This is a genomic window from Shewanella sp. 6_MG-2023, from assembly GCF_030547195.1.
Classification (GTDB): Bacteria; Pseudomonadota; Gammaproteobacteria; order Enterobacterales; family Shewanellaceae; genus Shewanella.
Genome location: NZ_JAUOQU010000019.1, coordinates 1 through 26,067 on the forward strand (window position 1 = coordinate 1; position 26,067 = coordinate 26,067).

General features: G+C 37.2%; 21 protein-coding genes. 18 read left to right on the top strand and 3 right to left on the bottom strand.

Annotation, left to right across the window (positions count from 1 at the left end; all coding sequences use genetic code 11):
- The first annotated feature begins 158 nt into the window (after window positions 1-158).
- Window positions 159-1,628, top strand: a complete 1,470-nt coding sequence (locus Q4533_RS12140) for a phospholipase D family protein (protein WP_303410630.1) — start codon at window positions 159-161, stop codon at window positions 1,626-1,628.
- Between the two features lie 389 nt (window positions 1,629-2,017).
- Here Q4533_RS12140 and Q4533_RS12145 read toward each other — a convergent pair whose 3' ends face one another.
- Genes Q4533_RS12145 through Q4533_RS12155 form a run of 3 tightly spaced genes read right to left on the bottom strand, consistent with a single transcriptional unit; the run spans window position 2,018 to window position 5,172 of the window.
- Window positions 2,018-2,467: a hypothetical protein gene (locus Q4533_RS12145; RefSeq protein ID WP_303502818.1), complete on the bottom strand. Its 450-nt coding sequence runs from the start codon at window positions 2,465-2,467 to the stop codon at window positions 2,018-2,020.
- Window positions 2,468-4,555, bottom strand: coding sequence for a LapD/MoxY N-terminal periplasmic domain-containing protein (locus tag Q4533_RS12150; protein ID WP_303502819.1), 2,088 nt, complete (start codon window positions 4,553-4,555; stop codon window positions 2,468-2,470).
- 29 nt (window positions 4,556-4,584) lie between these two features.
- Window positions 4,585-5,172 carry a transglutaminase-like cysteine peptidase gene (locus Q4533_RS12155; RefSeq protein WP_303502820.1) on the bottom strand — a complete coding sequence of 196 codons (588 nt, stop codon included), beginning with the start codon at window positions 5,170-5,172 and terminating at the stop codon, window positions 4,585-4,587.
- 1,064 nt (window positions 5,173-6,236) lie between these two features.
- On the opposite strand from Q4533_RS12155, the gene Q4533_RS12160 reads away from it, so the two are divergent.
- The 17 genes from Q4533_RS12160 to Q4533_RS12240 all read left to right on the top strand — a co-directional run bounded on the left by Q4533_RS12160 (window position 6,237) and on the right by Q4533_RS12240 (window position 26,057).
- Window positions 6,237-7,406: a nucleotide sugar dehydrogenase gene (locus Q4533_RS12160; RefSeq protein ID WP_102439094.1), complete on the top strand. Its 1,170-nt coding sequence runs from the start codon at window positions 6,237-6,239 to the stop codon at window positions 7,404-7,406.
- 76 nt (window positions 7,407-7,482) lie between these two features.
- Window positions 7,483-8,817 (top strand): lipopolysaccharide biosynthesis protein, encoded by a 1,335-nt coding sequence (locus Q4533_RS12165; RefSeq protein ID WP_303502821.1) that lies wholly within the window; start codon window positions 7,483-7,485, stop codon window positions 8,815-8,817.
- 137 nt (window positions 8,818-8,954) lie between these two features.
- Window positions 8,955-9,962 carry a glycosyltransferase family A protein gene (locus Q4533_RS12170; protein WP_303502822.1) on the top strand — a complete coding sequence of 336 codons (1,008 nt, stop codon included), beginning with the start codon at window positions 8,955-8,957 and terminating at the stop codon, window positions 9,960-9,962.
- Between the two features lie 89 nt (window positions 9,963-10,051).
- Window positions 10,052-10,993: an acyltransferase gene (locus Q4533_RS12175; RefSeq protein WP_102477059.1), complete on the top strand. Its 942-nt coding sequence runs from the start codon at window positions 10,052-10,054 to the stop codon at window positions 10,991-10,993.
- A gap of 1 nt (window position 10,994) precedes the next feature.
- Window positions 10,995-11,984, top strand: coding sequence for a glycosyltransferase family 2 protein (locus Q4533_RS12180; protein WP_303502823.1), 990 nt, complete (start codon window positions 10,995-10,997; stop codon window positions 11,982-11,984).
- Window positions 11,985-11,996: 12 nt separating this feature from the next.
- The gene (locus Q4533_RS12185) at window positions 11,997-13,217 is read left to right on the top strand and encodes an EpsG family protein (protein WP_102439084.1); all 1,221 of its coding nucleotides are present in this window, start codon (window positions 11,997-11,999) and stop codon (window positions 13,215-13,217) included.
- Window positions 13,214-14,002 (top strand): glycosyltransferase family A protein, encoded by a 789-nt coding sequence (locus Q4533_RS12190; RefSeq protein WP_102439082.1) that lies wholly within the window; start codon window positions 13,214-13,216, stop codon window positions 14,000-14,002. The genes Q4533_RS12185 and Q4533_RS12190 overlap by 4 nt, the downstream gene beginning before the upstream one ends.
- A gap of 5 nt (window positions 14,003-14,007) precedes the next feature.
- Window positions 14,008-14,745, top strand: coding sequence for a WecB/TagA/CpsF family glycosyltransferase (locus Q4533_RS12195; protein WP_102439080.1), 738 nt, complete (start codon window positions 14,008-14,010; stop codon window positions 14,743-14,745).
- Between the two features lie 98 nt (window positions 14,746-14,843).
- Window positions 14,844-16,277, top strand: a complete 1,434-nt coding sequence (locus tag Q4533_RS12200; protein ID WP_303502824.1) for a mannose-1-phosphate guanylyltransferase/mannose-6-phosphate isomerase — start codon at window positions 14,844-14,846, stop codon at window positions 16,275-16,277.
- On the top strand, window positions 16,270-17,724 hold the full coding sequence (locus Q4533_RS12205; protein WP_303502825.1) for a phosphomannomutase: 1,455 nt from the start codon (window positions 16,270-16,272) through the stop codon (window positions 17,722-17,724). Before Q4533_RS12200 ends, Q4533_RS12205 begins: the two co-directional genes overlap by 8 nt.
- A gap of 9 nt (window positions 17,725-17,733) precedes the next feature.
- Window positions 17,734-19,134: an undecaprenyl-phosphate glucose phosphotransferase gene (locus Q4533_RS12210; protein WP_303410612.1), complete on the top strand. Its 1,401-nt coding sequence runs from the start codon at window positions 17,734-17,736 to the stop codon at window positions 19,132-19,134.
- Between the two features lie 30 nt (window positions 19,135-19,164).
- Entirely contained in the window at window positions 19,165-20,361 is a 1,197-nt protein-coding gene (locus Q4533_RS12215; RefSeq protein WP_303502826.1) for an outer membrane beta-barrel protein, read from the top strand.
- Between the two features lie 14 nt (window positions 20,362-20,375).
- The gene (locus Q4533_RS12220; RefSeq protein ID WP_102477065.1) at window positions 20,376-20,912 is read left to right on the top strand and encodes a polysaccharide biosynthesis/export family protein; all 537 of its coding nucleotides are present in this window, start codon (window positions 20,376-20,378) and stop codon (window positions 20,910-20,912) included.
- On the top strand, window positions 20,913-23,228 hold the full coding sequence (locus Q4533_RS12225) for a polysaccharide biosynthesis tyrosine autokinase (RefSeq protein ID WP_303410609.1): 2,316 nt from the start codon (window positions 20,913-20,915) through the stop codon (window positions 23,226-23,228).
- Window positions 23,225-23,950, top strand: coding sequence for a tyrosine-protein phosphatase (locus Q4533_RS12230; RefSeq protein WP_102439065.1), 726 nt, complete (start codon window positions 23,225-23,227; stop codon window positions 23,948-23,950). Before Q4533_RS12225 ends, Q4533_RS12230 begins: the two co-directional genes overlap by 4 nt.
- Before the next feature lie 20 nt (window positions 23,951-23,970).
- Complete coding sequence (locus Q4533_RS12235) at window positions 23,971-24,690, top strand: hypothetical protein (protein WP_102439063.1); 720 nt, start codon at window positions 23,971-23,973, stop codon at window positions 24,688-24,690.
- The gene (locus Q4533_RS12240) at window positions 24,690-26,057 is read left to right on the top strand and encodes an O-antigen ligase (RefSeq protein ID WP_303502827.1); all 1,368 of its coding nucleotides are present in this window, start codon (window positions 24,690-24,692) and stop codon (window positions 26,055-26,057) included. Before Q4533_RS12235 ends, Q4533_RS12240 begins: the two co-directional genes overlap by 1 nt.
- Window positions 26,058-26,067: the final 10 nt, after the last annotated feature.

Below are 26,067 nucleotides of genomic sequence, written 5' to 3' on the forward strand. Positions count from 1 at the left end.
ATTATTGAGTTCGAAGACAGAATTGTGAAGCATATTAACTAAATTGCAGTTACACAGAATCTGTTACACCCTCACTAAAATAAGCTTTATCTTTATCGCTTTGATTGGCGGCTAGCATTTGCTAGCCGTAATTTTTTAACCATAATGACGGTATATCAATGAACATGCATTCTATTTCTAAGTGCCTAACTGTACTTAGCTTTATTATTGTTACCATAGTGGTGACTGGCTGCGCAACGTCTTACCCTGAGGTTGAGGACGGTTTTCAAACGGATTGGGACTCGAAAAAATACCATGCTGATTTGTACTTAATCCCTACTGCACCAGAAGCCTTAGCGAGGCGTATTGAGCTAGTGCGTCAAGCCAAAAGCTTTATTGATATGACTTACTTCTCATGGAATAAAGATACGTCGGGATTAATGCTTTTTGCCGAAATTAAGCAAGCTGCCGATCGCGGTGTAAAAGTCAGAGTAACCCTTGATGACTTGTTGGTGTTTAATGAAAAGTGGCTTGCAGAGCTCGCCCACCATCAAAATATCGATATTCGTATTTTTAACCCTTTCGACTCTCGAAAAATGGGTTGGATTGGCCGTGCGATGGACTTTCAAATTCATCAGCAACAGCTGGATAATCGCCTGCACGAAAAGTACTTTAACGTTGATGGTCACAATATGATTTTAGGTGGCAGAAACATTGGCGATGACTACTTTGGCTATAGCACTGAGGCAAACTTTTTTGATTTAGATGTCATTTTTAAAGGTGATGTCATTAAGGCTTTTGAAGCGAATTTTGATGGGCTGTGGGGCACTGATTATTTGATCCCAATCGAAATGCTTGTAGAAGTGAAGCAGGTGGGAGTATTTACCGAGTTTGAAAAAACTTATCGGCAACAAACTGAAAACCGCCAACAAGTGGTGAATGCGATTAATCAGCAAGTGCAGAGCTTAACAGAAGTGGGTTATACCGCAGCTGTTGTGAAACCTGTCTTTGATTCGCTTGAAAAGATGAAAGACAGTAAGCCATATTTTAGAAGTCGAGTTGAAAATCTAATGACTGATCCGGTGAATGATGCCAAGAAAGCCGTAATTTCAACGCCTTACTTAATTCCAACCGATAATAAATTTACCATTATTGAAAAGCTTAGTGCCAATAATGCACAGATCACTTTAATCACAAATTCATCGGCATCAAATGATTCGGGGTTTGTGCCGGCATACTTTGAAAAGCATCGCCCACTGTTATTAGATATGGGGGCGGATTTATATGAATATAAAGATCATGCTAAAAATAGTGATCATTTTTACCATAGTGATACTTATTACCATAATAAGACCTTTATCTTTGATGACTTATATTCCTACATTGGATCATCGAACTTTGATCCACGTTCAGATTTTTTAAATATTGAGTTTGGGGTGTTAATCAAGAGCCCAGAATTCGCCTTGACGTTAGAGCATTACTTACTGGCCAATAAAGAATTGCTTTATTGGCATGTAACTCAACAAGAAGACGGCAGTATTAACTGGCAATCAGGTGATGAAAGCTATGACGCTTCGCCTCATTATGGTGGTTGGCATGCTTTACCGGATTGGCTGATAAGGAAAATGAATGGCGAGTCAGAGCTTTAATTAAAGCCATATTTAGTGGTTAGTACGCTTTCTTTACGTAAGTCATTTAACGCCACAATATAAGAGCATGTTAGCTAAGAGTTTGTTAGGTAATAGATTACTGACTAAGAGATTATTTGCTAACAGATTATTTGCTAACAGATTATTAGCTGAGAGGATTAGTTGAGAGTTTGTTAGCTGAAAGGATTAGCTAGAAATAAACAATAATCCATTGTTTTTATATACGTCCAACCCCTTGCATGATAATGAGTTTGTAGGGTTTCATTGCAGTTTAAGCAACAAATACTCGTTAATGAGCTAAATTTAATCGCGGTTATTTTTAACTAATAATAGCTATAAAAAAGCACCCAAGTTCTTTATAAAAGGCAAGGGTGCTTGATAAACACTAATTAGTTGCTGGAAGCCGTTACTCCACCACCACCAGAGCCACCACCGAAACCTTGAGCACCAGGCGCTGGAGCTGCTCCAAATGTGCCACCACTGGCAGTGAGTGTCTCCTCAAAGACCTCTGCAACAATTGAAGGGTCTATACCATTTGCAATAGCGATAGCCAATGCATCATCAGCGTTCATTCCTGCAGTTTGTGCAGAACTAAGCACTTCTAATATAGTTGCGGTTTTGCCAAAAGTCGCCTGTAAAGCAAAAGCGAGGATATTGGTTTGTTCTGCAGGTGATGATTGCATTTGAGTGAGCGTGTAATAAGCTAAACTCGTCCCTGAATTAGCAGCTGTCTGAACGCCATTGGTAAAATCTGTTTGAGATACAGCATATGCTCCTGCTGACAACGCCGTTGAAGATATTGCAGCAATCAAAATGAGCGTTAATTTGTTAGGGTACATTTATTCTGCCTCATGGTTTGATGGGGGACAAAAGTCACTGAGTTGTAAAGTACAGCTCCATGAACTATCTAATGTCACTGGTATAAGAGTAGTCAAATTTTGAACAGCATACAAACAGTTGCCTTGAAGACCATCCACATGGATATTGGAAAAAATGCCTATCATGGCTGCTGTTTCCAATTGCGCAGCGATGACTTTTAATCCAATACCATGGCATATTTGGGTAACTGTCTGGACAAAAAAGCGTGTGTCAGCTTGATCTATATCATGTACAAAACAAGGATCAATCTTTGTAAAATCAACATTTAAGTTACGTATATAGTGAAATGAATTTAAATTGGCACCAAAATTCTCTATGGTGATACCAATATTTAATGCTTTAGCTGTGTTAATAAATGCGCTTGTAGAGTCTAACGAAAGAATTACACTCGACTCATTAATTTCATACAAAAGTGGTGGAAGATTTTTTTGTGATTTTTGATATAAATTGAATAGCCAATGGGTAAATATCGGGTTTTGTAATGCACTATTACTAATGTTAATAGCGATTCGCGTTTTTTTTATGTGTCTTAATTTGTAAAAAATGAAGCAAGTTACTGCCTGTTCAAGTTCGAGTAATATGCCTAATTTATCAGCCATTGCGTACACTTCAATTGTGGGAAGAGTTTCATCCTCGAGTTTAAAGCGAACAAAGGACTCCACGTAGATAATTGATTGATTATTACCAATGACAGGTTGAAGCATTAAATCAAAAATTTTATCTAAAGGGATGCACTTAAGCGCTAAATCCTCCGTTTTGCAGTGGTTAAGTTCGTTGATAAAATATTCGGTAAATTGCGTTAAAATGTGAGTCCATTCTTCACGAGAGTGATTGTTTTTAGGCTGAAGAGTGCTTAATTTTGTGGTTTTATCTAAATATGAATTTGCAATTAATTGCGTGTCTAACCGTTTGAGAGTATCGACAATCATTTCATGGGGCTCAATGCATGTAACTGCATACTTGGCAAAACCATACTCAAACTCTTCATTATCTTCAGTCGCTAAAATATCAGTTAAGTTCTTATCGACCAATTTTATAGCATCTTCTGTCATTGGTGATATCAAAGCAAATTCAGAACCTGAAATTCTATAAAGTTGTGCATCATGCATTGATTTAAGGTGTTTGCATATGACATCAGCTCCCAATTGAATATAGGCATCACCATGAGCATAGCCTTGCTTATCATTAACACTTTTTAATGATGACATTGATATTAAAGCTAAGTAAGACCGATTACCATGCTGTTCAAATTGAGACTGAATAGATTCGAATTTTTTTAATAATGAACGTCTATTGGGTAGTTCGGTTAGGGGGTCAATATAGGCTTGCTTAGCTAAGCTTTCGGCAAGAGTAGTCTGTTCATTAAAAGCCCGTTGAATATTTTCAACCATCCGGTTAACAACATTTACGACAACTTTAAGCTCTGTAGTGAAAGGGGTAATTGAGTTAGTTGTGAAGTGTTTTTTTGCCGCAAAATTGGCTTGTTGCTCTATGGCTTTTAGTGGTGTTAAAACTGCTTTTAAAATGAAATACGCAATTAGTAGGGCAATTAACAGTTGGACTAGTGTCGTGCTAAGTGAAGTTAATGCGTATTGCCATAAACTATTATAGGAAGTACCGACGTGTGATTGTACCTCTAAGGTTCCAGCTACACGCCAACCATCGTTAACTTCGCTGCTCATTGTCGGTGGATTTAACGGAAAAAGTGCAATAAACCAAGATGGAACTGATAAGGATACTGAAGGGTTCGTGCGCTGAAATTGTACTGCGTGGTCATTATCTGAAAATTGTATTACTTGGTAATAGCCCGAGTCAAAAATAGCATTAGTCATTGTTTCAGCAACAACAAGCCCTTTTTCATGCATGTAAGGTGAAATTGAAAGCCCTAAACTATGCGCAGCTCCCTGAGCATGAGAAGCAAGTTGATTGTTTAGGTAACCTTTCATACTGGAGATATTGTTATACAAACCAAAACCAAAATTGAGAATAGACAAGCAACTGATAAGTAGAAATAACTGTAATTTTAACGACATTCCATTCTTAACCATTTATTCGCTCCAAAACCATATGACCATAATTACTCACCATTTTCTATTCTAGTTATTAAATCGGTCCAATTTGCTGTACGGCTACTAGTTGGCCTGGTAGAACCTAACCCTTGGGCTTTTGTTAACCATAAGCCTTGACTGTTAAATGAGTAAATTGGTTTTAAATCAGTCCGTTGATTTGATTTTTTAATGCTTGTTGTCAAATTATCTAATACTAAGGGCATGGCCTTAGGGTTATCAAAATAAATAAGTACCATGTGTGGTTGGTCAATTAATAACGCTCTAACATACATTAAGCGCATTTTTTCTTCGCTGACTCCCATTGCTTTTAAAGTAAAGTACTTAAAAATTGCAAAGTCTTCGCAATCGCCACCTTTAGTGCCCAATGACTCTATCGGTGTCCCCCAGTAATCATTTTTATTCCAATGTTCGATATCGCTGACAAAATTAATATGTCGATTGGCAAATTGATTAACCAAGTGCAAGCGTTCACTGTCAGAAAACTCAGCTCCCTTTTCAATAATTGATTGCCACTTATGAAAGTCATCGATTCTGTTAAGTCCATATTTTAGTTCAATTTGAGTAAAAAACGCGCCAGAAAAAATATTGTGGTTCATTGTTGAAAAGCAAACAGCAGAAAACACTATTGGTATTAACAGCCAATAGCGTTGCCAATTCAAATCAACACGCAATGAATTAATTTTCTCACCCAACCTATCCATAGAGATGCTAAAACTGTAGCAAAAATGTGCAATAAGGGATCTGTAAATTTCATCATAGCGAAGTTGGCCTTAATGATCGTCAATATAATGACGTATTTAATTAGGTGCCTCATGCAGTGTTCTAAGTTTAAGCTCCGAGATTTCTAGGGACTAAACTATTGCAAAATTGTTACATTGTTTGTTAGTACTTACTAACTTGCTTTGTTTTTGGCACGGATCTTGATTGAATTATGTACAGCTATTTAGGGCGATTTAATGGCCTTATTTTATAATTATTACTTAACACGCTTAATTTTGATTTTTAGTTATTGTATTTAATCGTTTTTTGTTGTTGCTAGCTTTAGTTCCCCTAAGTGGTTGGTGTTTATTAAAGTTAACATTGCACCAAAATACAGCAGCCTCAGGCATAGATGGATGCGTTCTAAGCTCTGAGGATCCACCAAGTGCAAGGGTGACCTATACTAAAGTACTACTCTTGGCTCGCAGTAATAGTACTTAGTTTGATACCGAGGTGAGTAATTAGGCTACTTTAGGTTGATTTTTGAATTGAGGTTATAGGGTTTCAAAAAACTGACAGGGGTTTCATGTATGCTTCAATGTAACATCATTGTTAAGTGGGCTTGATGAAGCCGATTAACTTAGATGGCGTAGACTTTAATGAAGATCAATTTTGATTTTCATACTTTGTACCGAGATTCATGTGAGTGTCTATACTTTCATTTGTTGCTAAGTTTTCTGGTTGGATTTGAAAGTTGAAGCGTCCTAACAACCAATCAAATTTGTAAATTATTAGCTAAATTATTCATAACTTTTATAGCAATCTGGAAGCTAAAATTCAGTGCGGTAGCGTGGCTAAAGCCATCTAGAGATATGTGGAATTATAATTTTTTGCTCTTGAATTTACCGATAAAATTTACCACAAAACATTAACTTATATGTTAAAAAGGGTGTTTTTTTAAATGAAAATAGCAATTGCTGGTACAGGTTATGTTGGCTTATCGAACGCTATGTTACTTGCTCAACACAATGAGGTTGTTGCTGTAGATATTATTGAGTCCAAAATTAACCTCCTCAATGACAAGGTGTCGCCAATTACCGATACTGAAATTGAAGATTTTCTTGCAAATAAATCGTTAAACTTTACAGCGACCTTAGATAAAGTCAGCGCCTACCAAGGTGCTGATTTTGTGATTATAGCCACTCCTACGGATTATGATCCTCAAACAAATTATTTTAATACTTCTTCTGTAGAAATGGTTATTGAACAAGTGACTTCGATTAACCCTAGCGCTGTGATGATCTTAAAATCTACTGTGCCAGTTGGATATACCGAACGGATAAAGGCAAAGTTAAATTGCGATAACATTATTTTCTCACCGGAATTTTTACGTGAGGGAAAAGCACTGTACGACAATCTATATCCTTCAAGAATAATTGTGGGAGAGAAGAGTAAACGCGCTGAAATATTTGCTGAGTTAATGGTTCAAGGGGCATTAAAGCAAGATATCAAAGTCTTGTTTACCGAGTCGACAGAGGCTGAGGCGGTCAAACTATTCTCAAATACGTATTTAGCCTTAAGAGTGGCTTATTTTAATGAGTTAGACACCTATGCAGAATCCCTTGACCTAGATACCAAGCAGATAATCGATGGAGTAGGTTTAGACCCTCGTATTGGCAATCATTATAATAACCCCTCTTTTGGTTATGGCGGCTACTGTTTACCAAAAGATACTAAACAACTGCGAGCTAACTATGCTGATGTGCCAAATAATCTGATAACAGCAATTGTTGACTCTAATACCACTCGAAAAGACTTTATTGCTAATTCTATTCTAAAGCGAAACCCTAACACTGTAGGTATTTATCGATTAATCATGAAGTCAGGATCAGATAACTTCAGGGCCTCAAGTATTCAAGGCGTGATGAAGCGCCTTAAAAGTAAAGGCATAGAGGTGATTATTTATGAACCTGTTATGGAGCAAGATACGTTTTTTAACTCACCAGTGTACCGAGATTTAGCAGCATTTAAAGCTAGTGCGGATGTGATTGTATCTAATCGAATTACAGCCGATTTAAATGATGTATTAGAAAAAGTCTATACCCGAGATTTGTTTGGCAATGACTATTAGTAGCTTTGGAACTTTGTGAATATTTGAAACGAAAGAGCAACTAACCTCGGTACTGTTAAAGGACTAAAAGTGATTCATGCCTGAAATTTCAAATGGGAAAAAATTAGCTAGTTCAATGCTCTATAGCGTAACAGGTCGATACTTAGTGTATTTAGTGCAGTTACTATCAATGATGATACTAGCGCGAATATTTACACCTGAAACTTTTGGTATATTTGCTGTTATTCAAGTATTTGCTGTATTTTTTGCCCTATTAAGCGAGATGGGTTTTGGGCCTGCTTTAATTAATGAATCCAAAATATCAACGCAGATGCGCGATGGTATTTACAGTTTTACTTGGGTTTTGGGTGCTGCGGTTTCTGTAATTTTCTTTATCATATCTCCACTTATTGCTTGGTTTTATGGTGATGACATATATCAATATTTAGTTATTCCGGTTGGCATTAGTATTGTGTTTAACACCTCGGTTATAGTGCCGATGTCTGCACTAAACCGAGAGAAAAAATTTATTACCATAGCGCGATGTGAAGCAATAGCAGAGATCATTTCCGTTGTGTTTTTACTGCTCACTTTAGACTATTTTGAACCTATATGGGCGCTAGCGATAAAGCCTTTGGTCGTCTCAATTTTTCGATATATTTTGATACTGTTTGCCGCTAAGAATACAGAAGAAGGTATTCCGCACTTTGGCCGAGAATTAGGCCATGTTAAAAAAATATTGGCTTTTTCAAAGGATCAAGCCGGCTTTAATTTTTTAAACTACTTTTCAAAAAATTTAGATAATATCTTAGTGGGTAAGTACTTAGGTGCAACAAGCCTAGGGATATACGATAAAGCCTATCGATTGATGAGATACCCACTGTTAATATTAACATTTGCAATGGCGCCGGCAATACAACCTGTTATGAAGGAGCTTAGAGAAAACCCTCCTGAATTTGAACGGTTACATATAAAGTTTACTAAATATATGTCATTGCTTGGTGCTTTAGTCGGAATATTAATATGTATCTTTGCCGATGAAATCGTGTTCATTTTACTTGGTGATAAATGGGGGGATGTATCTATATTGCTTAGAATTCTTTCTATTTCAATTCCAACTCAAGTAGTTATTAGTTCAAGTGGTGGTTTCTATCAAGCTGCGGGTAGAGCAGATTTATTATTGAAATGCGGCTTTTACCATGCCATCACCAGCGTAAGTGCCATTGTTATCGGGGTATATTTAGGTGGTTTAGAAACGCTTTGTTGGTTAATAGTTATCAGTTTTACAATTAATTTTATTCAATGCTACCTGCTAATGAGTAAACATATTTTTCCTTCAGGCCTGTCAAGTGTATTTGGTACGATATCCTACGGGGTTATCAGCAGTGTAATTATTTTAGCTGCAAATTTTGTATTAGCGACTAATTTTTGATTATTAATATTTGGTGTCAGTCAGTGATTTATTTTAATTTTTCTCCGTTTTACTTTACATGTTCAATATGCATTTTATTTGAATGGGTTCTTAATGGTTTATTTAGCACTATTAAAGATAGGTAAAGGGCTTAGCAAATGAGTTATAAATATACAGTCATTATCCCTCACTATAACAATATCAATGGTTTGAATAAATTGTTATCAACAATACCTTCCAAAAACTATGTGGAAGTTATAATTGTAGATGATAATAGTCATTCGAAAGTGACTGGCTATATAGATGAGTTTATGGTTAAGCATTATGAAAACTTGACTGTGCTGACTAATGAATCAGGTTATAAAGGTGCTGGCGCGGCAAGAAATATTGGGATAAAGCATGCTAAAGGAGAATTTATCATATTTGCTGATTCCGATGATTATTTTGTAGATAATGCTTTTGATACTATCTGTTCTGGTCTTAAAAAAGATTGTGACATTTGCTACTTTAAACCAACCAGTTTTTGTTTGGTTGAAAAAGAAAAGTCAGACAGGCATGTTCGATATGCTAAATTGATTGATAACTATTTACAGTCTGAATGTGAAGATATCCGCTATAAATTTTATGTCCCCTGGAGCAAGGTGTTTAGACGTAAATTCTTAGTTGAGAATAATGTTCGCTTTGATGAGGTTTTAGCATCTAATGATGTGATGTTCTCTTTAGTGTCAGGGAGTAAAGCGAATAAAATTAGTGTGTTGGATGAAGTTTTTTATTGTGTGACCAGAGGTGTTGGTACCTTAACTGTTAACCGTTCAAAAGAGGTTGTTTCTTCTAGAGTTGAGGTGGCTTTGAGAGAGTCATCCTACATAATAAATGAAAAAATAAATACCGAAAATCATTCAGTTATCTCAGTATTTAAATTGGCAGGAGATAAAATAGATCCCCCTTTGGCTTTGTCGACCTTGTTTGCGTTTTCGAAAGGTCATTTACCTTTTTTTCCCCAGTCATATAAGAATTATATTAAGAATCCAAGATTGATTTTAAACAGGGTTTTATCTAAACCCGCTGTAGATTCTTCAAAGAGTAGCAAGTATAAAAAATATTCATTTTATTGCTCATTGTCTATTTTGTTTTTATATGAATGTGAAATGATAATTTTTAGTTGATAGCATTATTTTAATGAACAATATTTATCTTTTAAATGGATTTATAGGAAATTTGTTTTCGTAAGATGCTTTAACATAAGGATTTAATTATGTTGGCTAGTCGAAAGCTTGAAATTGACACGTTACGGGGGTTGGCATGTATATTGTTAGTTAGTTATCACGTAATTGGATCTTCATCTACGCAAGGAATGAGAATAGACTCAGGCGTATTACGTGATATTAATGATGTGTTTATTTATATTCGTATGCCGCTTTTCTCATTTTTATCAGGACTCATATATGGTATGAGACCCTTAAAAAGCAATTTTATTCCTTTTTTAAAAAAGAAAACGGCAAGATTGCTATACCCTATGCTAACGGTTGGAACTTTGTTTGCTTTGTTACAGTTTTATGTGCCAGGGACTAATCGAGAAACGATAAACTTTTGGCTTATGCATATTATTCCTGTCGACCATTATTGGTTTTTAGAGGCGATTTTTTTAGTTTTTTGTTTAGTTACTTTGTTTGAGTTTTTTAATCTGCTCAATAGTTATCTAACGTCTGTTTTTATTTTGGTTCTTTCTATCGTTATTTACCTTTTAGGCGTTGATGTTAACTATTTATCTTTAGATGGTTTTTTTTACTTATTACCATTCTTTTTATTTGGCATGATGAACTCAAGGTTCCCCTCTGCTGTGCAAAAAATGTTAACTGTTAGTTTAGCGATACTGGTGTCTTACGGGTTATCGTTATACTTTGACTTCGATGACAGAGCATTAAGAATTGGCATTGGATTTAGCTTTTGTTTTACTCTGTTTTTATTGAAAATAAAGATGAAATGGCTTTCGTACATTGGAGTTTATTCTTTTTCTATTTATTTGTTCCATGTGTTCTTTACGGCATCAAGCCGGATTTTTTTAAATTATTTTGATGTATTAAATACGAGTTTAGTTTTTATGGTTGGGCTTACAGCAGGCATCGCAGGCTCTATTGTTATTGATAAACTATTAAGTAGTAATAGTTGGATGACTCATTACGTGTTAGGTAGGTAGTATGTTGGATAAAGACAATGATGTTAACAAGTTGACCGTGGTGATCCCTACTTATGGCAGAGCTGAAAAGATTTTAAAATCAATACATTCTTGTCAGCATCCAGATATATCAATTGTGGTGATAGATGATAATGGACTAGATACACCTAACCAGGTTTCAACTAAAGCACTAATAGATAACGTAGCCCCTGAGTTTAATGGCCGCTTATTATATTATGCTTTAAATGATAATTCAGGCGCTTGTATAGCACGTAATAAAGGGATTGAATTAACCAAAAGCTCAATCGTCACTTTTTTAGATGATGACGATATGCTGCTTGTTGAAGCAACCTTAGCTAAACTTCAATTTTTTAATGAGCACAGCGAGTACGATATTTGTTGCAGTGATATGTACTCTAAGTTTAATGGGAAAAAATATCAGTTAGATTTCTGCCACTTCAAGGGAACCACTCCGATTGAATTACTCGAAGATGGTAACTGTTATACTCCTATGGTTATGGGCAGAAAAAAAGCATTGATGCAAATTGGTGGCTTTGATAATTGTAAAAAATACCAAGACCATGTGCTAATCCTTAAAATACATTTAAGCAAGCTAAGTGTGCTGTTTTTTAAGCAGCCAACATTTATCCATGTGGATCATGATGAGTATCGAATTTCAAATACACCGTGTTCTTATCAGACGGTTAAGCTTAGATTTGAATATGAAGAAAAGTTACTCAACAGTCTTAATTTAGACGATGCTGAGTATCAGAGATTGAAAGCGATTATATTATATAGGAAAAAATATCTTTGTTTTTATTATATAGTGATGCCAAGACTCAACTCCTTTAAAAAAAGGTTTATTGGTACCAAAAGATTTTTGTATTCGATAGAGCAAGATGGTAATGCTATTTTTATTAATGGTAAATCATTTTTTTATGCACTAAAAACCGTAACAGGCTTACCTTTATTGATAAAAAGAATGGCTTATAAAATAAAACATAGTAATTAACAAGGAGTACTTGTGGATAGTCACTTATCATATAGCGATGATGATAGTATTCTAAATGTTAAGTTTTCATTTGTTTTTGCTGTTTTAATATTGTTTTCTATATTTACTCCTTTTTTATCGTTTCTTTGTTGTGCTTTTTTGATTGTTTATACTCACAACTATAAATTGGTAAAGCTACTACCTATATCGCTTGTGTTTTTCTTTATTTTAATCAATTTTAATCGAGAGTTTTTCGTAAAGGGTAACGACCTAGAATGGTATTATACTTACTTTACTAATTTTTCAGATTATGAATTAGGTTTTTTTAATGCTTTTGAAGATGATCTGGCTAGCGTGTCATTGAAAGCAAGTGAGCCCCTGTATCATTTCTTTGTTTATATCTCGAGTAAAGCGACCAATGGATATTATCCAGCTTATATTCTCTGGGTACACTGTGTGATTTATCTGATTCCAACCTTTGTGATTATCGAGATCTGTAAGCGCGAAAAAGTAAATGTCTTGATATGTTGCTCTTTGGTTTTGTTTCAAATGTTGGTGTTTTATGATTTTGGTAATGCATATAATTTAATCAGACAACAGGTGGCCAGTTCGTTTCTTGTGCTGACTTTTTATTTTATGTATATAAAAAAGCCATGGTTTTGTTTGTTTTTCTCTATTGTTTCAGTGTTTACTCATAATTCAACGGTTTTGATGGCCGCACTAATATTATTGTTTTGTTTGTACAATATTAACTACATATCATACAAGCTATTACTAACGGCAACGGTGTTGTTATCTATTTTTTATGTTGCTGTATACTTTAACCTTAGTGGTCACTATGAAGATCTCGAAGATAAATCAAGAGGTCTAGTTGTTAAACTGATTGATTTTAGTATTTTTATTTTTAGTGGGATAATTGTATTTTTTTATGACTCAAAATATAGGAATGTTTACCGTTTTTTAGTGGTGTTATTCATTGCTCTGATGTTTTGTCATATTAGTTCTTTTTTACCTCTAAGATTTTTAACCTTTTATGATTCTTTTAAGTGGCTTAACTATTTTATCATCTTTAATTATTTCAGCACTAAGCTCTCATATTACAAAAATGCTAATTTAAGTATTTTTACTTCTTGTTTGATCTTAGGCTTTACCTATTTCAACCTGAAGCTTACTTATACAGCATATATATATAATGGTAGTTTTCTAGATTTTGTTATTGATTCACCCATTTATTATTTAGGTATTGATTTATGAAAGTGTTACTTATAACTACTTGCGTTTATAATGAAACTAACTACTCAGACTTTAAACGCCTAGTTAATAGCTTGCACTCGCAAAGTAGTGAGGCCGTCTTCTTTCATGCTGTTTTATTTCAAAACTACACTCAGACTGAAATGATTCAACCCGCTAATAATGATAATTATTGTGCCGAACACTTTTACATTAAAGATATCATTTCACTATCTAAAGCAAGAAATTTTATTATCGAGAGAGTTTTCGATCTTCTTAGTGATTATGATTACATTTCCTTTCCCGATGATGATTGCTGGTATCCTACGAGTTTTTGGCTCAATTTTGAAGGGTTAGTAAGTACCAATGATTGCGACCTTTTTTATACCAAGTTTTGTTCCAGCCCGATAGATGCTGTTGGTGGTATTGAAAAGCATTCTGCTTATAAATTGGTTCAAAACGCGTCTTCAAACACCACTATTTATAAAAGTCAGATTGTCGCTGAATTGAGATGTTTTAATGAGAGTTTCGGTGTTGGCAGTGAAAATAATGGTGGTGAAGATACTGATTTTGCCATTAGAGCAATGTTGTTATCTAAATATATATGGTTTAGCAACTCAAACCTAATTGGCCATCGCGATCCCATTGCTGAGTTCAGATATCGATACTTCAAAGGCTCTTTCGGCGTGTTAAAGAATCATTGCTTTAGCTCACTTGCATTGATGCTGATTACAGCAAGAAAAACCTGTGTAGGGTTAGTCTTTCTTTTTTCTAACAAAATTAAAGTTACTGACTTTTTCATAAGGTGAATAAAATGGATTTTACAAAAAAGAATAATTTTTTGGGTGTGAATTTTAATGACTTTACAGCCGATAATCTGGTTCATCATATTGTTAATTATAATGGTGAATATTCAATGCTAGTTACGCCTAATGTAGACCATGTCATCAGGTACAACTCTGATTCAAGCTTTAAAACTATATATGATAAAGCTGATATTACTGTCAATGATAGCCGAATTTTAAATCTCTTATCTAAGCTGGCTAGGGTTGATATCGGAGATGTTATTCCAGGTAGTGATTTAACCAAACGAATCATAGAGACTTTGCCAGAAAAAGATTTTGATATAACAGTTATTGGTTGCTCAGATGAAACTATATCCTTTGTAAAAGCTAAATATAAGTTACGCTCAGTTAATCATTATAATCCTCCGATGGGGTTTATTGATGATGATATTGAAGTAGGTAAGTGTGTTGATTTTGTATTAGCCAATCCTGCTAAATTAATATTTCTTTGCGTGGGCTCACCAAGACAGGAAATTCTATGCCAAAAACTTAAACAGGCAGGTGCTTCAGGTCTGGCTTTGTGTGTTGGTGCTTCCTTTTTATTTTTAAGTGGTGAGGAAAAAAGAGCGCCTGTGATATTTCAAAAACTATCACTAGAATGGTTTTTTAGATTAATGCAATCACCAAGAAGGTTATTTGGTCGGTATGTTATTAATGGCGTTAAAATTTTTCCGATATTCATAAAGTACATTCATCAAAAGCATTAATTAATCCTTATTAAAGTGATTGGTAACGCTCATCGCTCCTTTTTTAACGTTAAATTCCCTATTGGTCACTGTAAAAATAATTTTTATCGAGGTTGAATATGATTTTACCCGTAATTATGGCAGGTGGTTCAGGCTCTCGTTTGTGGCCATTGTCTCGCCAGCAATTTCCTAAGCAGTTTCTTACTTTGTTAGATAATCATTCAATGTTGCAAACAACAGCGAACCGACTAGATGGAATTATTCATTCAGCGCCCTTAGTTATTTGTAATGAAGAACATCGTTTTTCTGTTGCTGAGCAGTTTCGTTTAGGCAATATAGATAACAGCGGAATTATATTAGAACCCGAAGGGCGAAATACCGCCCCCGCAATTGCACTTGCTGCTATGTATGCGGTTCGCAATGGGCAAGACCCTTTATTATTAGTGCTAGCCGCAGATCATGTCATTAAGAATGAGACCGCATTTTGTGAGGCTGTCACCAAAGCGGTAACCCTAGCAGAACATAACCAATTAGTGACGTTTGGCATTGTGCCGACAGCGCCAGAAACAGGTTACGGCTATATTCAACGGGGTGAGTTACTCGCTGATGAGCTTGGGTTTGAGGTTTCTCAGTTTGTTGAGAAGCCGAATTTAGCAACTGCGAAAGATTATATTGCCACTGGGCATTATTATTGGAATAGCGGCATGTTTTTGTTTAAAGCCAGTGTTTATTTACAAGAACTTAAATTATATAGCCCTGATATTTTTGCCGCTTGTGAAGCCGCAATGGTCAACACTACTCATGATGTAGACTTTATTCGTGTCGATGAAGCGGCTTTTATTACAAGTCCCGAAGACTCAATTGATTATGCTGTTATGGAAAAGACCAAGCATGCAGTGGTTGTGCCTATGGATTGCGGTTGGAGCGATGTCGGCAGCTGGTCTGCATTATGGGATTTTGAAGATAAAGATCCCCATGGAAACGTCTTTAAAGGCGATGTTATTGGTATAGATACCAACAATAGTTATGTTAATGCCACTGAAAAACTGGTGGCAACTATCGGCTTAGATGATGTGGTTATTGTTGAAACTAAGGATGCGATTTTAGTTTCAAAACAAGCTGATGTTCAACAAGTTAAACATATTGTAGAACAACTGAAAACTCATGAACGCAGCGAGTGGCAACACCACCGCGAAGTTTATCGCCCTTGGGGGAAATATGACTCCATCGATCATGGCGGACGTTTTCAAGTCAAGCGAATTACTGTCAAGCCTGGGGCAAAGTTATCAGTGCAAATGCACTACCACCGAGCAGAGCATTGGATTGTGGTATCGGGAACTGCGAAAGTAACCAATGGCGAACAAGACATTTTATTAACTGAGAATCAATCTACTTATATCCCTGTTGGTGTTATCCATGCCTTAGAAAACCCAGGTAAAGTGCCTCTAGAATTAATTGAAGTGCAATCGGGATCCTATCTCAGCGAGGACGATATTGTCCGCTTTGAAGACAGATATGGCCGTGTAGCAACAAAAGGCGTATCAAATGCTTAATTCAAAACAAGTGATAGCTTCAAGTCATATCGGTTTTGGAACCAGCGGTGCCAGAGGTTTGGTATGTGATTTCACTGTTGATGTCTGCGCAGCTTTCACAGTGTCTTTTTTAAACACCATGCAAGACTCTTTTAATGTTCGCACAATCGCAATAGCGATAGATAATCGTCCAAGCAGTTTTACGATGGCACAAGCCTGTGCTGCAGCTCTAGAGCTGTGTGATGTAAAGGTTGTTTATTATGGTGTTATCCCAACGCCAGCATTAGCCTGTATTTCGATGATCCAAGAGGTTCCTTGTATCATGGTGACAGGAAGCCACATTCCCTTTGACCGAAATGGATTAAAGTTTTATCGGCCTGATGGTGAGATTACTAAAGCCGATGAAATAGCGATTTTAAATAGTGAATATTATTATCCTTGCGTAGAGCAACTACCCTTGCTTACCGTGGATAATGCTGCTGAAAATCATTACATAGATCGTTATGTGAGTTTATTTGATTCGCCATGGTTAACTGGTAAGCGCATTGGCATTTATCAACATTCAAGTGCTGGGCGCGATTTATATCCACTCATTTTTGAAAAGCTGGGTGCCGAGGTTATATCCATTGGTCGCAGTGATACCTTTGTGCCTATTGATACTGAAGCAGTTAGTGACGCAGATTGTCAAAAAGCGATCGAGTGGACGCACGAGTATCAGCTTGATGCGTTATTTTCCACTGATGGTGATGGTGACAGACCATTGCTCGCTGATGAGCAAGGTAACTGGCTGCGTGGTGACATTCTGGGGTTACTTTCCGCCAAGGCGTTAGATATCGATGGATTAGTTGTACCCGTTAGCTGTAATACCGCCATAGAACTAAGCCACTATTTTGATCTAGTCGTAAGAACTAAAATTGGCTCCCCCCATGTGATAGCCGCGTTTTCTGAGGTAGAAAGGCAAAGTAGTCGTATTGCTGGATTTGAAGCTAATGGGGGCTTCTTGCTGGGGTCTACTATCGAGGTTAATGGACATAGTTTGACTGCACTACCTACTCGCGATGCTGTATTGCCTGTTTTGATGGTACTTCATAGTGCTTTGAGTAAGACTGATTCTAACTCTATTGCAGGATTAGTAGCACAATTACCCCAACGCTTTACCCATAGCGACCGTTTGACAGATTTTAATACTGAACGCAGTAAACAAATTATTAAATTAGGTTTACAGCAGCCAGAGTATTTACTTGAGCAATTAAACCTATCTAAAAATAAATTATTAGAAGTTAATTCTACAGATGGACTACGCTTAAGTTTTACTAATGGCAATATTGTTCATTTACGACCATCGGGTAATGCTCCGGAATTTAGATGTTACGCCGAAAGTGATTCTATATCCAAAGCTAAACAATTAGTTGAACATACTTTGTATCAGTTATTGAACATCAATTTAAATGCATCGTTAGTTAATTAGGTGAGCTAAATGGAAAGTCCATCAACACTTCAATTTGTCGGTACCCGTTCTAGTTTCTTATTGCGTATCTTTGATATTGCCATTATTGCCGCCGCATTAATGATCATGATGCATAGCTATAATATTACTTTCAATAAGGACTACTTATTAGTGCTGATTGGGGTGCTGTTTTTTTATAGCTATATTGGTGAGTCTTTAGGGCTTTATCGCTCATGGCGTTCAGGGCGGTTTTCTACCATGTGTAGGATCGTCTCTTTGGATGTAACACTTGCCTTTGTGCTTATGACCCTATTGTTGTTTGTATTTAAATATAGTGAAGTTTACTCACGAGTAACGGTGGGAGGCTGGTATGTATTAAGTCTTTTATCGTTAGTGACTTGGCGATTGTGTGTTCGTGAGATTAAACGTTTTCGCCGTAAAAAGGGCTATAGCGTCCAAAAAATTGCAATTGTTGGCTTAACGGAGGCTGGGCAGCGTTTATATGAACAAATACAGAAACATGATGAGTTAGGTTTTGAGTGTGTTGGTTTTTACGATGATCGAGACCCTGAACGTATTGAAAACTTAGACTTATCTTGCCTAAAAGGCACTATTAACGATGCTGTCGATGTTGCACGTAAAGGTGAAATTCAGAAATTATATGTTTGCTTACCTATGATTGCGGAGCAGCGAACTGCCGATATTATTTTAGCGCTAGGCGACAGCACAGTTGATGTGCTCATTACCCCTGATTTTTTATTGAAAAACTTAATGCATGCACGCATAGGCAGTGTTGGCGAGGTTGATACCTTAAGTGTGTTTGAGTCACCCGTTAACGGGATGATGCGCTTTTATAAACGTAGTTTTGACCTTGCTTTTAGCGTTATGGCATTAATTGTTTTAAGTCCTGTCTTATTGGTTATTGCTTTCGCGGTTAAATTAAACTCCCAAGGTCCTATTATTTTTAAGCAAGATAGATATGGACTTGATGGGCGAAAAATTAAAGTGTGGAAATTTCGCTCAATGACAGTGACTGAAAACAGTAATGTGGTTATTCAAGCGAAGAAAGGAGATGCACGAATAACCAATGTTGGCGCATTTTTACGTAAAACCTCGCTAGATGAATTACCACAATTTTTTAATGTACTCATGGGGGATATGTCGGTGGTTGGCCCAAGACCACATGCGATTGCCCATAATGAAGAATATAGACATTTAGTTTCCTATTACATGCTTCGTCATAAAGTATTACCTGGTATTACGGGCTGGGCACAGATAAATGGCTGGCGTGGTGAAACCGATACCCTTGATAAAATGGAAAAAAGAATCGAATTCGACTTGGCTTATATAAGAAATTGGTCTATTTGGTTAGATGTGAAAATTGTCTTTATGACATGCTTTAAAGGTTTTGTCGGTAAACATGTTTACTAAAAATCACAATCAAAGGAATAGGTGATAACAATGAGAACAAAGCTAAATATATTTACACTATTAGTCATCTCAGCTGGGATAGCAAATGTGAGTGCTGAAGAAAAAGCTGGGGTAATTACCACTGAGTCCGGTGTTGATTTTATTCCAGCATTAAATGCAGGCTTAAAATATGACGATAATATTGCCAGTAGAAGTACAAATGAAGAAGAAAGTTGGATATTAACCGTAGCCCCTGCGGTGCAGGCAAAGATGCTCGATGGGAATAACATTTATACTATTGATGCCGGTATTGAGTACGGTGATTATTTCGATAGTAGCGACGATAACTACCTTGATGCACTATTAAAAGCTCGCGCTCAGGTAGAGTTAAATCAAAGCAATCGTTTCAATCTTGAAGCTAAGTATTTTTACGGTCACGAAGATCGTGGTACTGGTGTGTTCGATTTTGGCTTTGATGATGGACTGCCAACAGAACCTGCTACCTATGATATTTTTCAAGGTGGTGGTTATTATGAGTATGGCGCTAAATCAACGCCGGCAAGAGTTAGGATTAATGGTTTATATGATTCTAAGGAATATACAAACTTTAAAGAATTAACCCAGTTCCGTAATAAAGATAACGTTAAATTAGGGGCTACCGTTTTTTATGATACTCGAGCAGCCACTAGTATTTTTCTTGATTACCAATATATTCAAACCGCTTATGACGTCATGGATCCTGGCGGAGATAGAGACAGTGATACCCAAAATTTACAGTTAGGTATTGAGTGGGAAGCAACCAGTACCACTGAGGGTTCTATTAGGATCGGCTATCAGAAAAAAGCATTTGATAATCAAGAGCGGGAAGATTTTAGCGGTGTAGCTTGGGATGCCAAGTTAACTTGGAAACCATTGACCTATAGTCAGTTTGACTTCTATACCGGTCGCAGTAGTGAGGACCCTGATACATTTGGTGATTATGTTCGTGAGACCACTTACGGGGTTAAATGGAACCATGATTGGAGCGACTTGTTTGGTACCACTCTCGGGTACGATCGAATACAAGACGATTACACAGGCTTTGAGCGTGAAGATACCACCAATGTTTATCGCGTTTCGTTCAATTTTGAAGTGTTGCGCTGGATGACGCTAAGAGCAGGTGCAGATATTGCTGACAATACATCAATACAAGAACGCTTTGATTACGATCGTAATATCTATTTTATCACTGCCGAAATGACCTTGTAATTATTGGTGCAATCATGAGATTTCTATTTTTAAGTCTAGTTTTAGCTCTTGTATCCATGATGCTGACATCGACTGCAGAGGCGGTCGAGTCTGATGATAGTTACCTATTAGGGGCTGGTGATACCATTATTATTCAAGTGTATGGTGAGGACGCCTTAACCTTGGAAACTCAACTCACCAATAGTGGCACCATTAATTTTCCTTTTTTAGGCCCAATTAAACTTAACGGTTTGACCATAAAACAAGTGGAGCAAATTGTTTATAAGGGTCTTAAAGGGGATTATTTTGTTGAGCCTAGTGTCTATGTCGGAATGGTGGAATATCGACCTTTTTATATTCACGGCGAGGTTAAAAAACCGGGTGGCTATCCATATCAGCCAGGAATGACAGTTAACCAAGCCATCGCACTAGCCGGTGGGCTGACTGAGCGGGCTTCAGAAGACAAAATCAATATTTCCCGAGAAGGCGCAAAGGTAAACTCCAAGCGTGGCAACATTAACAGTAAGATTTTTGCTGGTGATACTATTACCATTGAACAGAGGTTCTTTTAAATGACTCAGCAGGAAAGGCGAGCCAACCCATTGCCTCAAATTCAAATGGATCAGCTAATTGATTTCAAAAAGCTAATAAAACCTGTTATGCGTTTTAAATGGCGCATATTAACCTTTGCGATGTTGATTACTGCTTTGGTTATTTTTGTCGTATTGAAAATGACGCCAATATACAGTGCAAAGTCTACCTTATTGATCGAATCAGAACAGGCTAATGCTATTAAAATAGATGAAGTTTATGGTATTAATTCAGGGCAGCAAGAATATTATTTAACTCAATTTGAAATTATAAAATCACGCTCAATTGCAGAGCGAGTATTTAACGAATTAGATTTAATAAATCACCCTGCATTTGTCTCAGAACCAAGTTTGCTTAGTCAACTAGCCTATTTACTCGATTTTATTCCAAAAGAATATATTCCCGAAGAGTACCTACCTGATGACTTATTGCCTGAAGGGAGTGCTACAGAAAATGTTGACCAAGAAATTGTTAAGCAACAATTAATCGATACCTTTGCCGAAGATATCAGTATTTCACCGGTTAGAAAAACGCAATTGGTCCATATTCGTTATGAAAGCTCAGATCCCGCCTTGGCCGCATTAGTGGCTAATGTGGTGGGAGATACCTATATTTTAAGTCAATTGGAAGCAAAGGTTGGCATGACACAAAAGGCCAATACTTGGTTAGGTGGAAGGCTAGAAGAGCTAAGATTAAAGCTAGATGAATCTGAAACACGCTTAGAATCTTTTAAGCGGGCGAATGGTCTGGTTGATGTTGAAGGGGTCACAGCGTTAGATGCTAAAGAGCTCGAACGATTAAGTGATGAAATTGCCATGGCACGCTCACGCAAAGCGCAGGCAGAGAGTTTTATTACCGTGGTCAGGCGCTACGGTGCTACTGATATCAGCCGTTTAGAAAGCTTACCTGAAGTAACCTCCCATCCCTCGATTCAAAATGTTAAGCGTGAAGTGGTGATTGTTGAAAGAAAAGTTTCTGAGCTTGAGCAAATTTATGGGCCAAAGCATCCAAAAATGATCGCGGCAAAAGCTGAGCTTAAATCAGTACAGAGTAATTTACATAGCCAAATAGCAAGATTAGTGAGAGGTATTGAAGAAGAAGCGCAAACAGCAGGACGTAAGCTGAAGGGGTTAGAAGCGCAGTTTAATAAATCAAAAGGCTCTTTTCAAAACCTGAGCACTATAGATACTGATTTCCGTCGCATGCTGCGTGAAGTTGATACTAATCAACAATTGTTTGATAGCTTTCTTGCTCGTCAAAAAGAAACCGAAGTGACCGGCAGTTTTGACTCGCCTATCGCCCGCTTTACTGACAGAGCGATTGTGCCAATCTATCCTACTAAACCCAATAAAAAGCTGATTGTAATATTGACCTTTTTTGCCAGCTTAGGCTTTGGGGTGGTCATGGTGTTAGTGCTTGATGGATTAAATGACACCATCAAAAATAGCGATGATGTAGAAAAAATATTATCGCAACGGGCACTTGGTTATATACCTAAAGCCAAGAAAAGAGCCAGCTATAAAGAGATTAATTTCGCCTTTTATGACAGTAACCAGCCTTTACATGCTGAAGCTGTGCGGACAATTAGAACCTCGATGTCTTTAATGGCGATGGGGACAGATTTCTCCACGATTGAGGTCACATCGTCGACGCCTAATGAAGGTAAAACCAGCGTGTCAATGAACTTAGGCTTTGCATTTTCTACTATGGAAAAAGTGCTGATAATCGATGCGGATTTACGTAAATCAAGTATGGGTGAGCGTTTTGGCTTGCCTTCTTACCAACCAGGGCTTGCAAATTTCTTATCTGGTACCGAAAGTCTCCCTCACTGTATCGTTGCCGATGTTAAACCGAACGTTGACTTTATGCCCGCAGGAGCCGTGCCACTTAACCCGCAGGAGCTTCTGTCTTCTAGCCAGTTTCCTAAATTGTTAACCTTACTTAAAACCCAATACACTAAAATCATTATTGATACACCTCCAATACATGCCGTCAGTGACGCATTGATTATTACTTCGTTATGTGATGCAACGGTATTAGTGGTAAAAGCCGATCATACCCGTAATGAAGTGATTAAATTAAGCTTAGCAAAATTAAATCAAGCGAGAAGTAAAGTCTTTGGTGTCGTTCTAAACCAGTTTAATACGAAAGATGCACAGCATTACCAAGGTGACTATGGCTACTATAAAGCTTACGGCGCAGATCAGACTCCTAAAGATAAACCTGTGCAGTTTGCAGATTATGCCGCCAAAGATAAGCCTAAGCCGTTTTCTGACTTGGACAATATAAAAGTATGATTGATTTACATTGCCATGTATTAGCCAATATCGACGATGGAGCTAAATCCGTTGATGAAGCACTGAGTTTAATGGCTTTGGCACAGGAGCAAGGGGTAACCCGCATGGTGGCAACCCCGCATATCCATCTAGGCATATATGACAATGATATCAACTCAATATCTGCAGCTTATAAGGCGCTTTCACAAGCCCTAGTTAGCTCTAACATTGCTATTGAATTGCGCGCGGCAGCGGAAGTGCGGATTTCACCAGAAATCGTCTTGTTTGTTGAGCAACATAAATTGCCTTTTATTGGTCATTATCAGCAAAAAGATGTCCTACTATTAGAGTTACCCAGTAGCCATATCCCAGCGGGAACAGATAGGTTAATTAGCTGGTTATTGAGTAAAAATGTATTACCGATGATTGCTCACCCTGAACGTAATAGAGAGCTGCAAAACCACCCCCATAGAATTAAGCCCTTTGTCCAAGCTGGCTGTTTATTTCAGTTAACAGCAGCGTCGCTAATTGGCGATTTTGGCTCGGCGCCGCAGCAATTGAGTGAGCAATTTTTAAAAGAGCGTTTTTATTCCATCATCGCTTCAGATTGCCATTCCTTAAAACGTCGCCCACCTAAAATTGCCCAAGCAAAGCAATTGGTTAGTAGCTTAGTTGATGAAGAGTACGCTTTTGCATTAACGACAGAGATGCCCAGAACTATTTCTAATTCGCTATTTCAATAATCATAAGGTGATGACATAAAATGTTGAAGTTTAAAATGATAAAAAACTTCACTTGGTCAAGGCAAAGGCTGATATATGTATTTTTACTCCTTTTGCTAGCGGCGATATTGCCGGTTATTGTGCAAAAAGGCATGGCCAGTGCGTATCATTTTAAATCCCGATTCTATATTGATCATTGGCAGAAAAATAACCCTCCTACCCAGCTTCAATACTCAGCGGCATTATTGGCCGCTGATAATGCTTATAACCTTGATAGTAAAAACCCTCACTATTTATTGACCTTGGCAAAAGTCATGGAGTGGGGCGTATATGCAAATTTTGCCGCTGCCAATAACGCACTATTTAACCAGTTATATACCAATGCCATTTCCCAAAGGCCGACATGGCCTAATGCTTATAGTGATTACGCATATAATTTAGCCTTCATTCAGCATGATGTGTCACAAGTATGGCCTTTATTAGATAAGGCTGTACTGTACGGTCCTTATACCCCTGAAGTATTGCATCAAATTCTAGCCATCGGTTTTGCATATTGGCCTCAGTTAACCCTAGTACAAAAGAAAAACGTTTTTGAAACGGCGCGGATTTCAGCTATGGCTAGCTGGGACGTGCGCACTGATTTGAAGCGCTTAGCCACGCAATATGACATGACGCCAATAGTATGTACCTACTTTAAATTTATCACCCCAGAGTTTACTCCCAAAGATAAAAACTGGGTTGAAAAGGAACTGTGTCGTTAATGGATACTCTTGCCAAACCAACGAAGGTTTTCAGCGGACGCTTTGATCATTTTATGATATTGGTTCTGTGTGTGGTGATTATTTGGATGCCAATCCCTTTAGGCAGTAATCGTATTTGGGCGTTGGCGATCCTTGAATTTACAACAATATCACTGGGGATAGTACATCTTGGCTATTGCCTGAAGCATGATAGTGCATTTTTTCGCTACCAGTGGCAAAAGCAATTATTGCTCCCCCCAGGGCTGTTATTGATATATTTATTTTTACAGTATCTTAATTGGCTTCCAGGTATTGATAGTGTCGACCCTTACCAGACTCAACAACAACTCCTTAAGACTCTGTGTTATTCAATTTTTATTTTCTTATTAAGCCAATATTGTCAGCATTCTAAAACCTTAAGGTGGCTGTTTATAGCAATTATCTTATCAGGGTGTTTGCAGGCTTTTTATGGGGTGATTCTGAATCTACTGCAGTTAGATGCCTCGCCCATTTTAGGTTTTAGTGATGGCGAAAAGGCCCGTGGATCCTTTGTGTATCAAAATCATTTTGCTAATTATTTAGCCTTATGTTTAAGCATTGCGTTTGGTTGGCTGTTATCAGAGCTTAAAACCACTAAGCACGATCAAGATAAGCGCGCCATGCTTATCGGGATGATATCAACACTATTAAGTCGAAAATTAATTTTACGTTTAGCAATCGTGTTGATGGTTATAGGACTAATAATGAGCCGTTCGCGGATGGGCAATGCGGGCTTTTTTGCTGCTTTAGGCCTGATGTCGGTTATTGCATTATTTATTTACCGCCGCCCGCCGACATTGTTTAAACCCTTAGTTATCAGTATTTTTATTTTAGATTTGATTATTGTTGGTTCGATTTTTGGGATTGAAAAAGTTAAGCAGCGCTTAGCTGAGACCAGCTTTGCTTCAGAAACCCGCGATAATGTGGTTATTGATAGCTTACCTATCATTCAAGATAATCTTTTTACAGGTACAGGAGGAGGCAGCTTTTATACGGTTTTTCCGCAATACCAACCCCAGTTTTACTCTGGTTTTTATGATCATGCCCATAATGAATATGTGCAATTTGTAATTGAGTATGGTGTTGTTATGACGGTGATATTAGGCGCTTGGGTGTTGTATTCGTTTTGGCTTGCTTGTCGAACAATGTATCTACGCAATAACAAGCTTTATAAGGGTATCGCATTTGGTTGTGCTATGGCTATCGTATATATGCTCTTGCATATCTCGGTTGATTTCCATCTACAAGCACCAGCCAATACGTTACTGTTTTTAACCATAATAACCCTGTGTTGGTCGGTTCGTTATTTACCTTCTGAGCCTCAGCGAAAGGCTCGAAAATCATTTTAGTTTTACTTTT

Bases quoted from the DNA above. Each gene is read 5' to 3' on its own strand.
- Q4533_RS12175 (WP_102477059.1), top strand. From the start codon at position 10,052: ATGTTGGCTAGTCGAAAGCTTGAAATTGACACGTTACGGGGGTTGGCA.
- Q4533_RS12210 (WP_303410612.1), top strand. From the start codon at position 17,734: ATGGAAAGTCCATCAACACTTCAATTTGTCGGTACCCGTTCTAGTTTC.
- Q4533_RS12205 (WP_303502825.1), top strand. From the start codon at position 16,270: ATGCTTAATTCAAAACAAGTGATAGCTTCAAGTCATATCGGTTTTGGA.
- Q4533_RS12235 (WP_102439063.1), top strand. From the start codon at position 23,971: ATGTTGAAGTTTAAAATGATAAAAAACTTCACTTGGTCAAGGCAAAGG.
- Q4533_RS12225 (WP_303410609.1), top strand. From the start codon at position 20,913: ATGACTCAGCAGGAAAGGCGAGCCAACCCATTGCCTCAAATTCAAATG.
- Q4533_RS12230 (WP_102439065.1), top strand. From the start codon at position 23,225: ATGATTGATTTACATTGCCATGTATTAGCCAATATCGACGATGGAGCT.
- Q4533_RS12165 (WP_303502821.1), top strand. From the start codon at position 7,483: ATGCCTGAAATTTCAAATGGGAAAAAATTAGCTAGTTCAATGCTCTAT.
- Q4533_RS12140 (WP_303410630.1), top strand. From the start codon at position 159: ATGAACATGCATTCTATTTCTAAGTGCCTAACTGTACTTAGCTTTATT.
- Q4533_RS12240 (WP_303502827.1), top strand. From the start codon at position 24,690: ATGGATACTCTTGCCAAACCAACGAAGGTTTTCAGCGGACGCTTTGAT.
- Q4533_RS12155 (WP_303502820.1), bottom strand. From the start codon at position 5,172: ATGAACCACAATATTTTTTCTGGCGCGTTTTTTACTCAAATTGAACTA.
- Q4533_RS12180 (WP_303502823.1), top strand. From the start codon at position 10,995: ATGTTGGATAAAGACAATGATGTTAACAAGTTGACCGTGGTGATCCCT.
- Q4533_RS12215 (WP_303502826.1), top strand. From the start codon at position 19,165: ATGAGAACAAAGCTAAATATATTTACACTATTAGTCATCTCAGCTGGG.
- Q4533_RS12200 (WP_303502824.1), top strand. From the start codon at position 14,844: ATGATTTTACCCGTAATTATGGCAGGTGGTTCAGGCTCTCGTTTGTGG.
- Q4533_RS12170 (WP_303502822.1), top strand. From the start codon at position 8,955: ATGAGTTATAAATATACAGTCATTATCCCTCACTATAACAATATCAAT.
- Q4533_RS12195 (WP_102439080.1), top strand. From the start codon at position 14,008: ATGGATTTTACAAAAAAGAATAATTTTTTGGGTGTGAATTTTAATGAC.
- Q4533_RS12190 (WP_102439082.1), top strand. From the start codon at position 13,214: ATGAAAGTGTTACTTATAACTACTTGCGTTTATAATGAAACTAACTAC.
- Q4533_RS12160 (WP_102439094.1), top strand. From the start codon at position 6,237: ATGAAAATAGCAATTGCTGGTACAGGTTATGTTGGCTTATCGAACGCT.
- Q4533_RS12220 (WP_102477065.1), top strand. From the start codon at position 20,376: ATGAGATTTCTATTTTTAAGTCTAGTTTTAGCTCTTGTATCCATGATG.
- Q4533_RS12145 (WP_303502818.1), bottom strand. From the start codon at position 2,467: ATGTACCCTAACAAATTAACGCTCATTTTGATTGCTGCAATATCTTCA.
- Q4533_RS12150 (WP_303502819.1), bottom strand. From the start codon at position 4,555: ATGGTTAAGAATGGAATGTCGTTAAAATTACAGTTATTTCTACTTATC.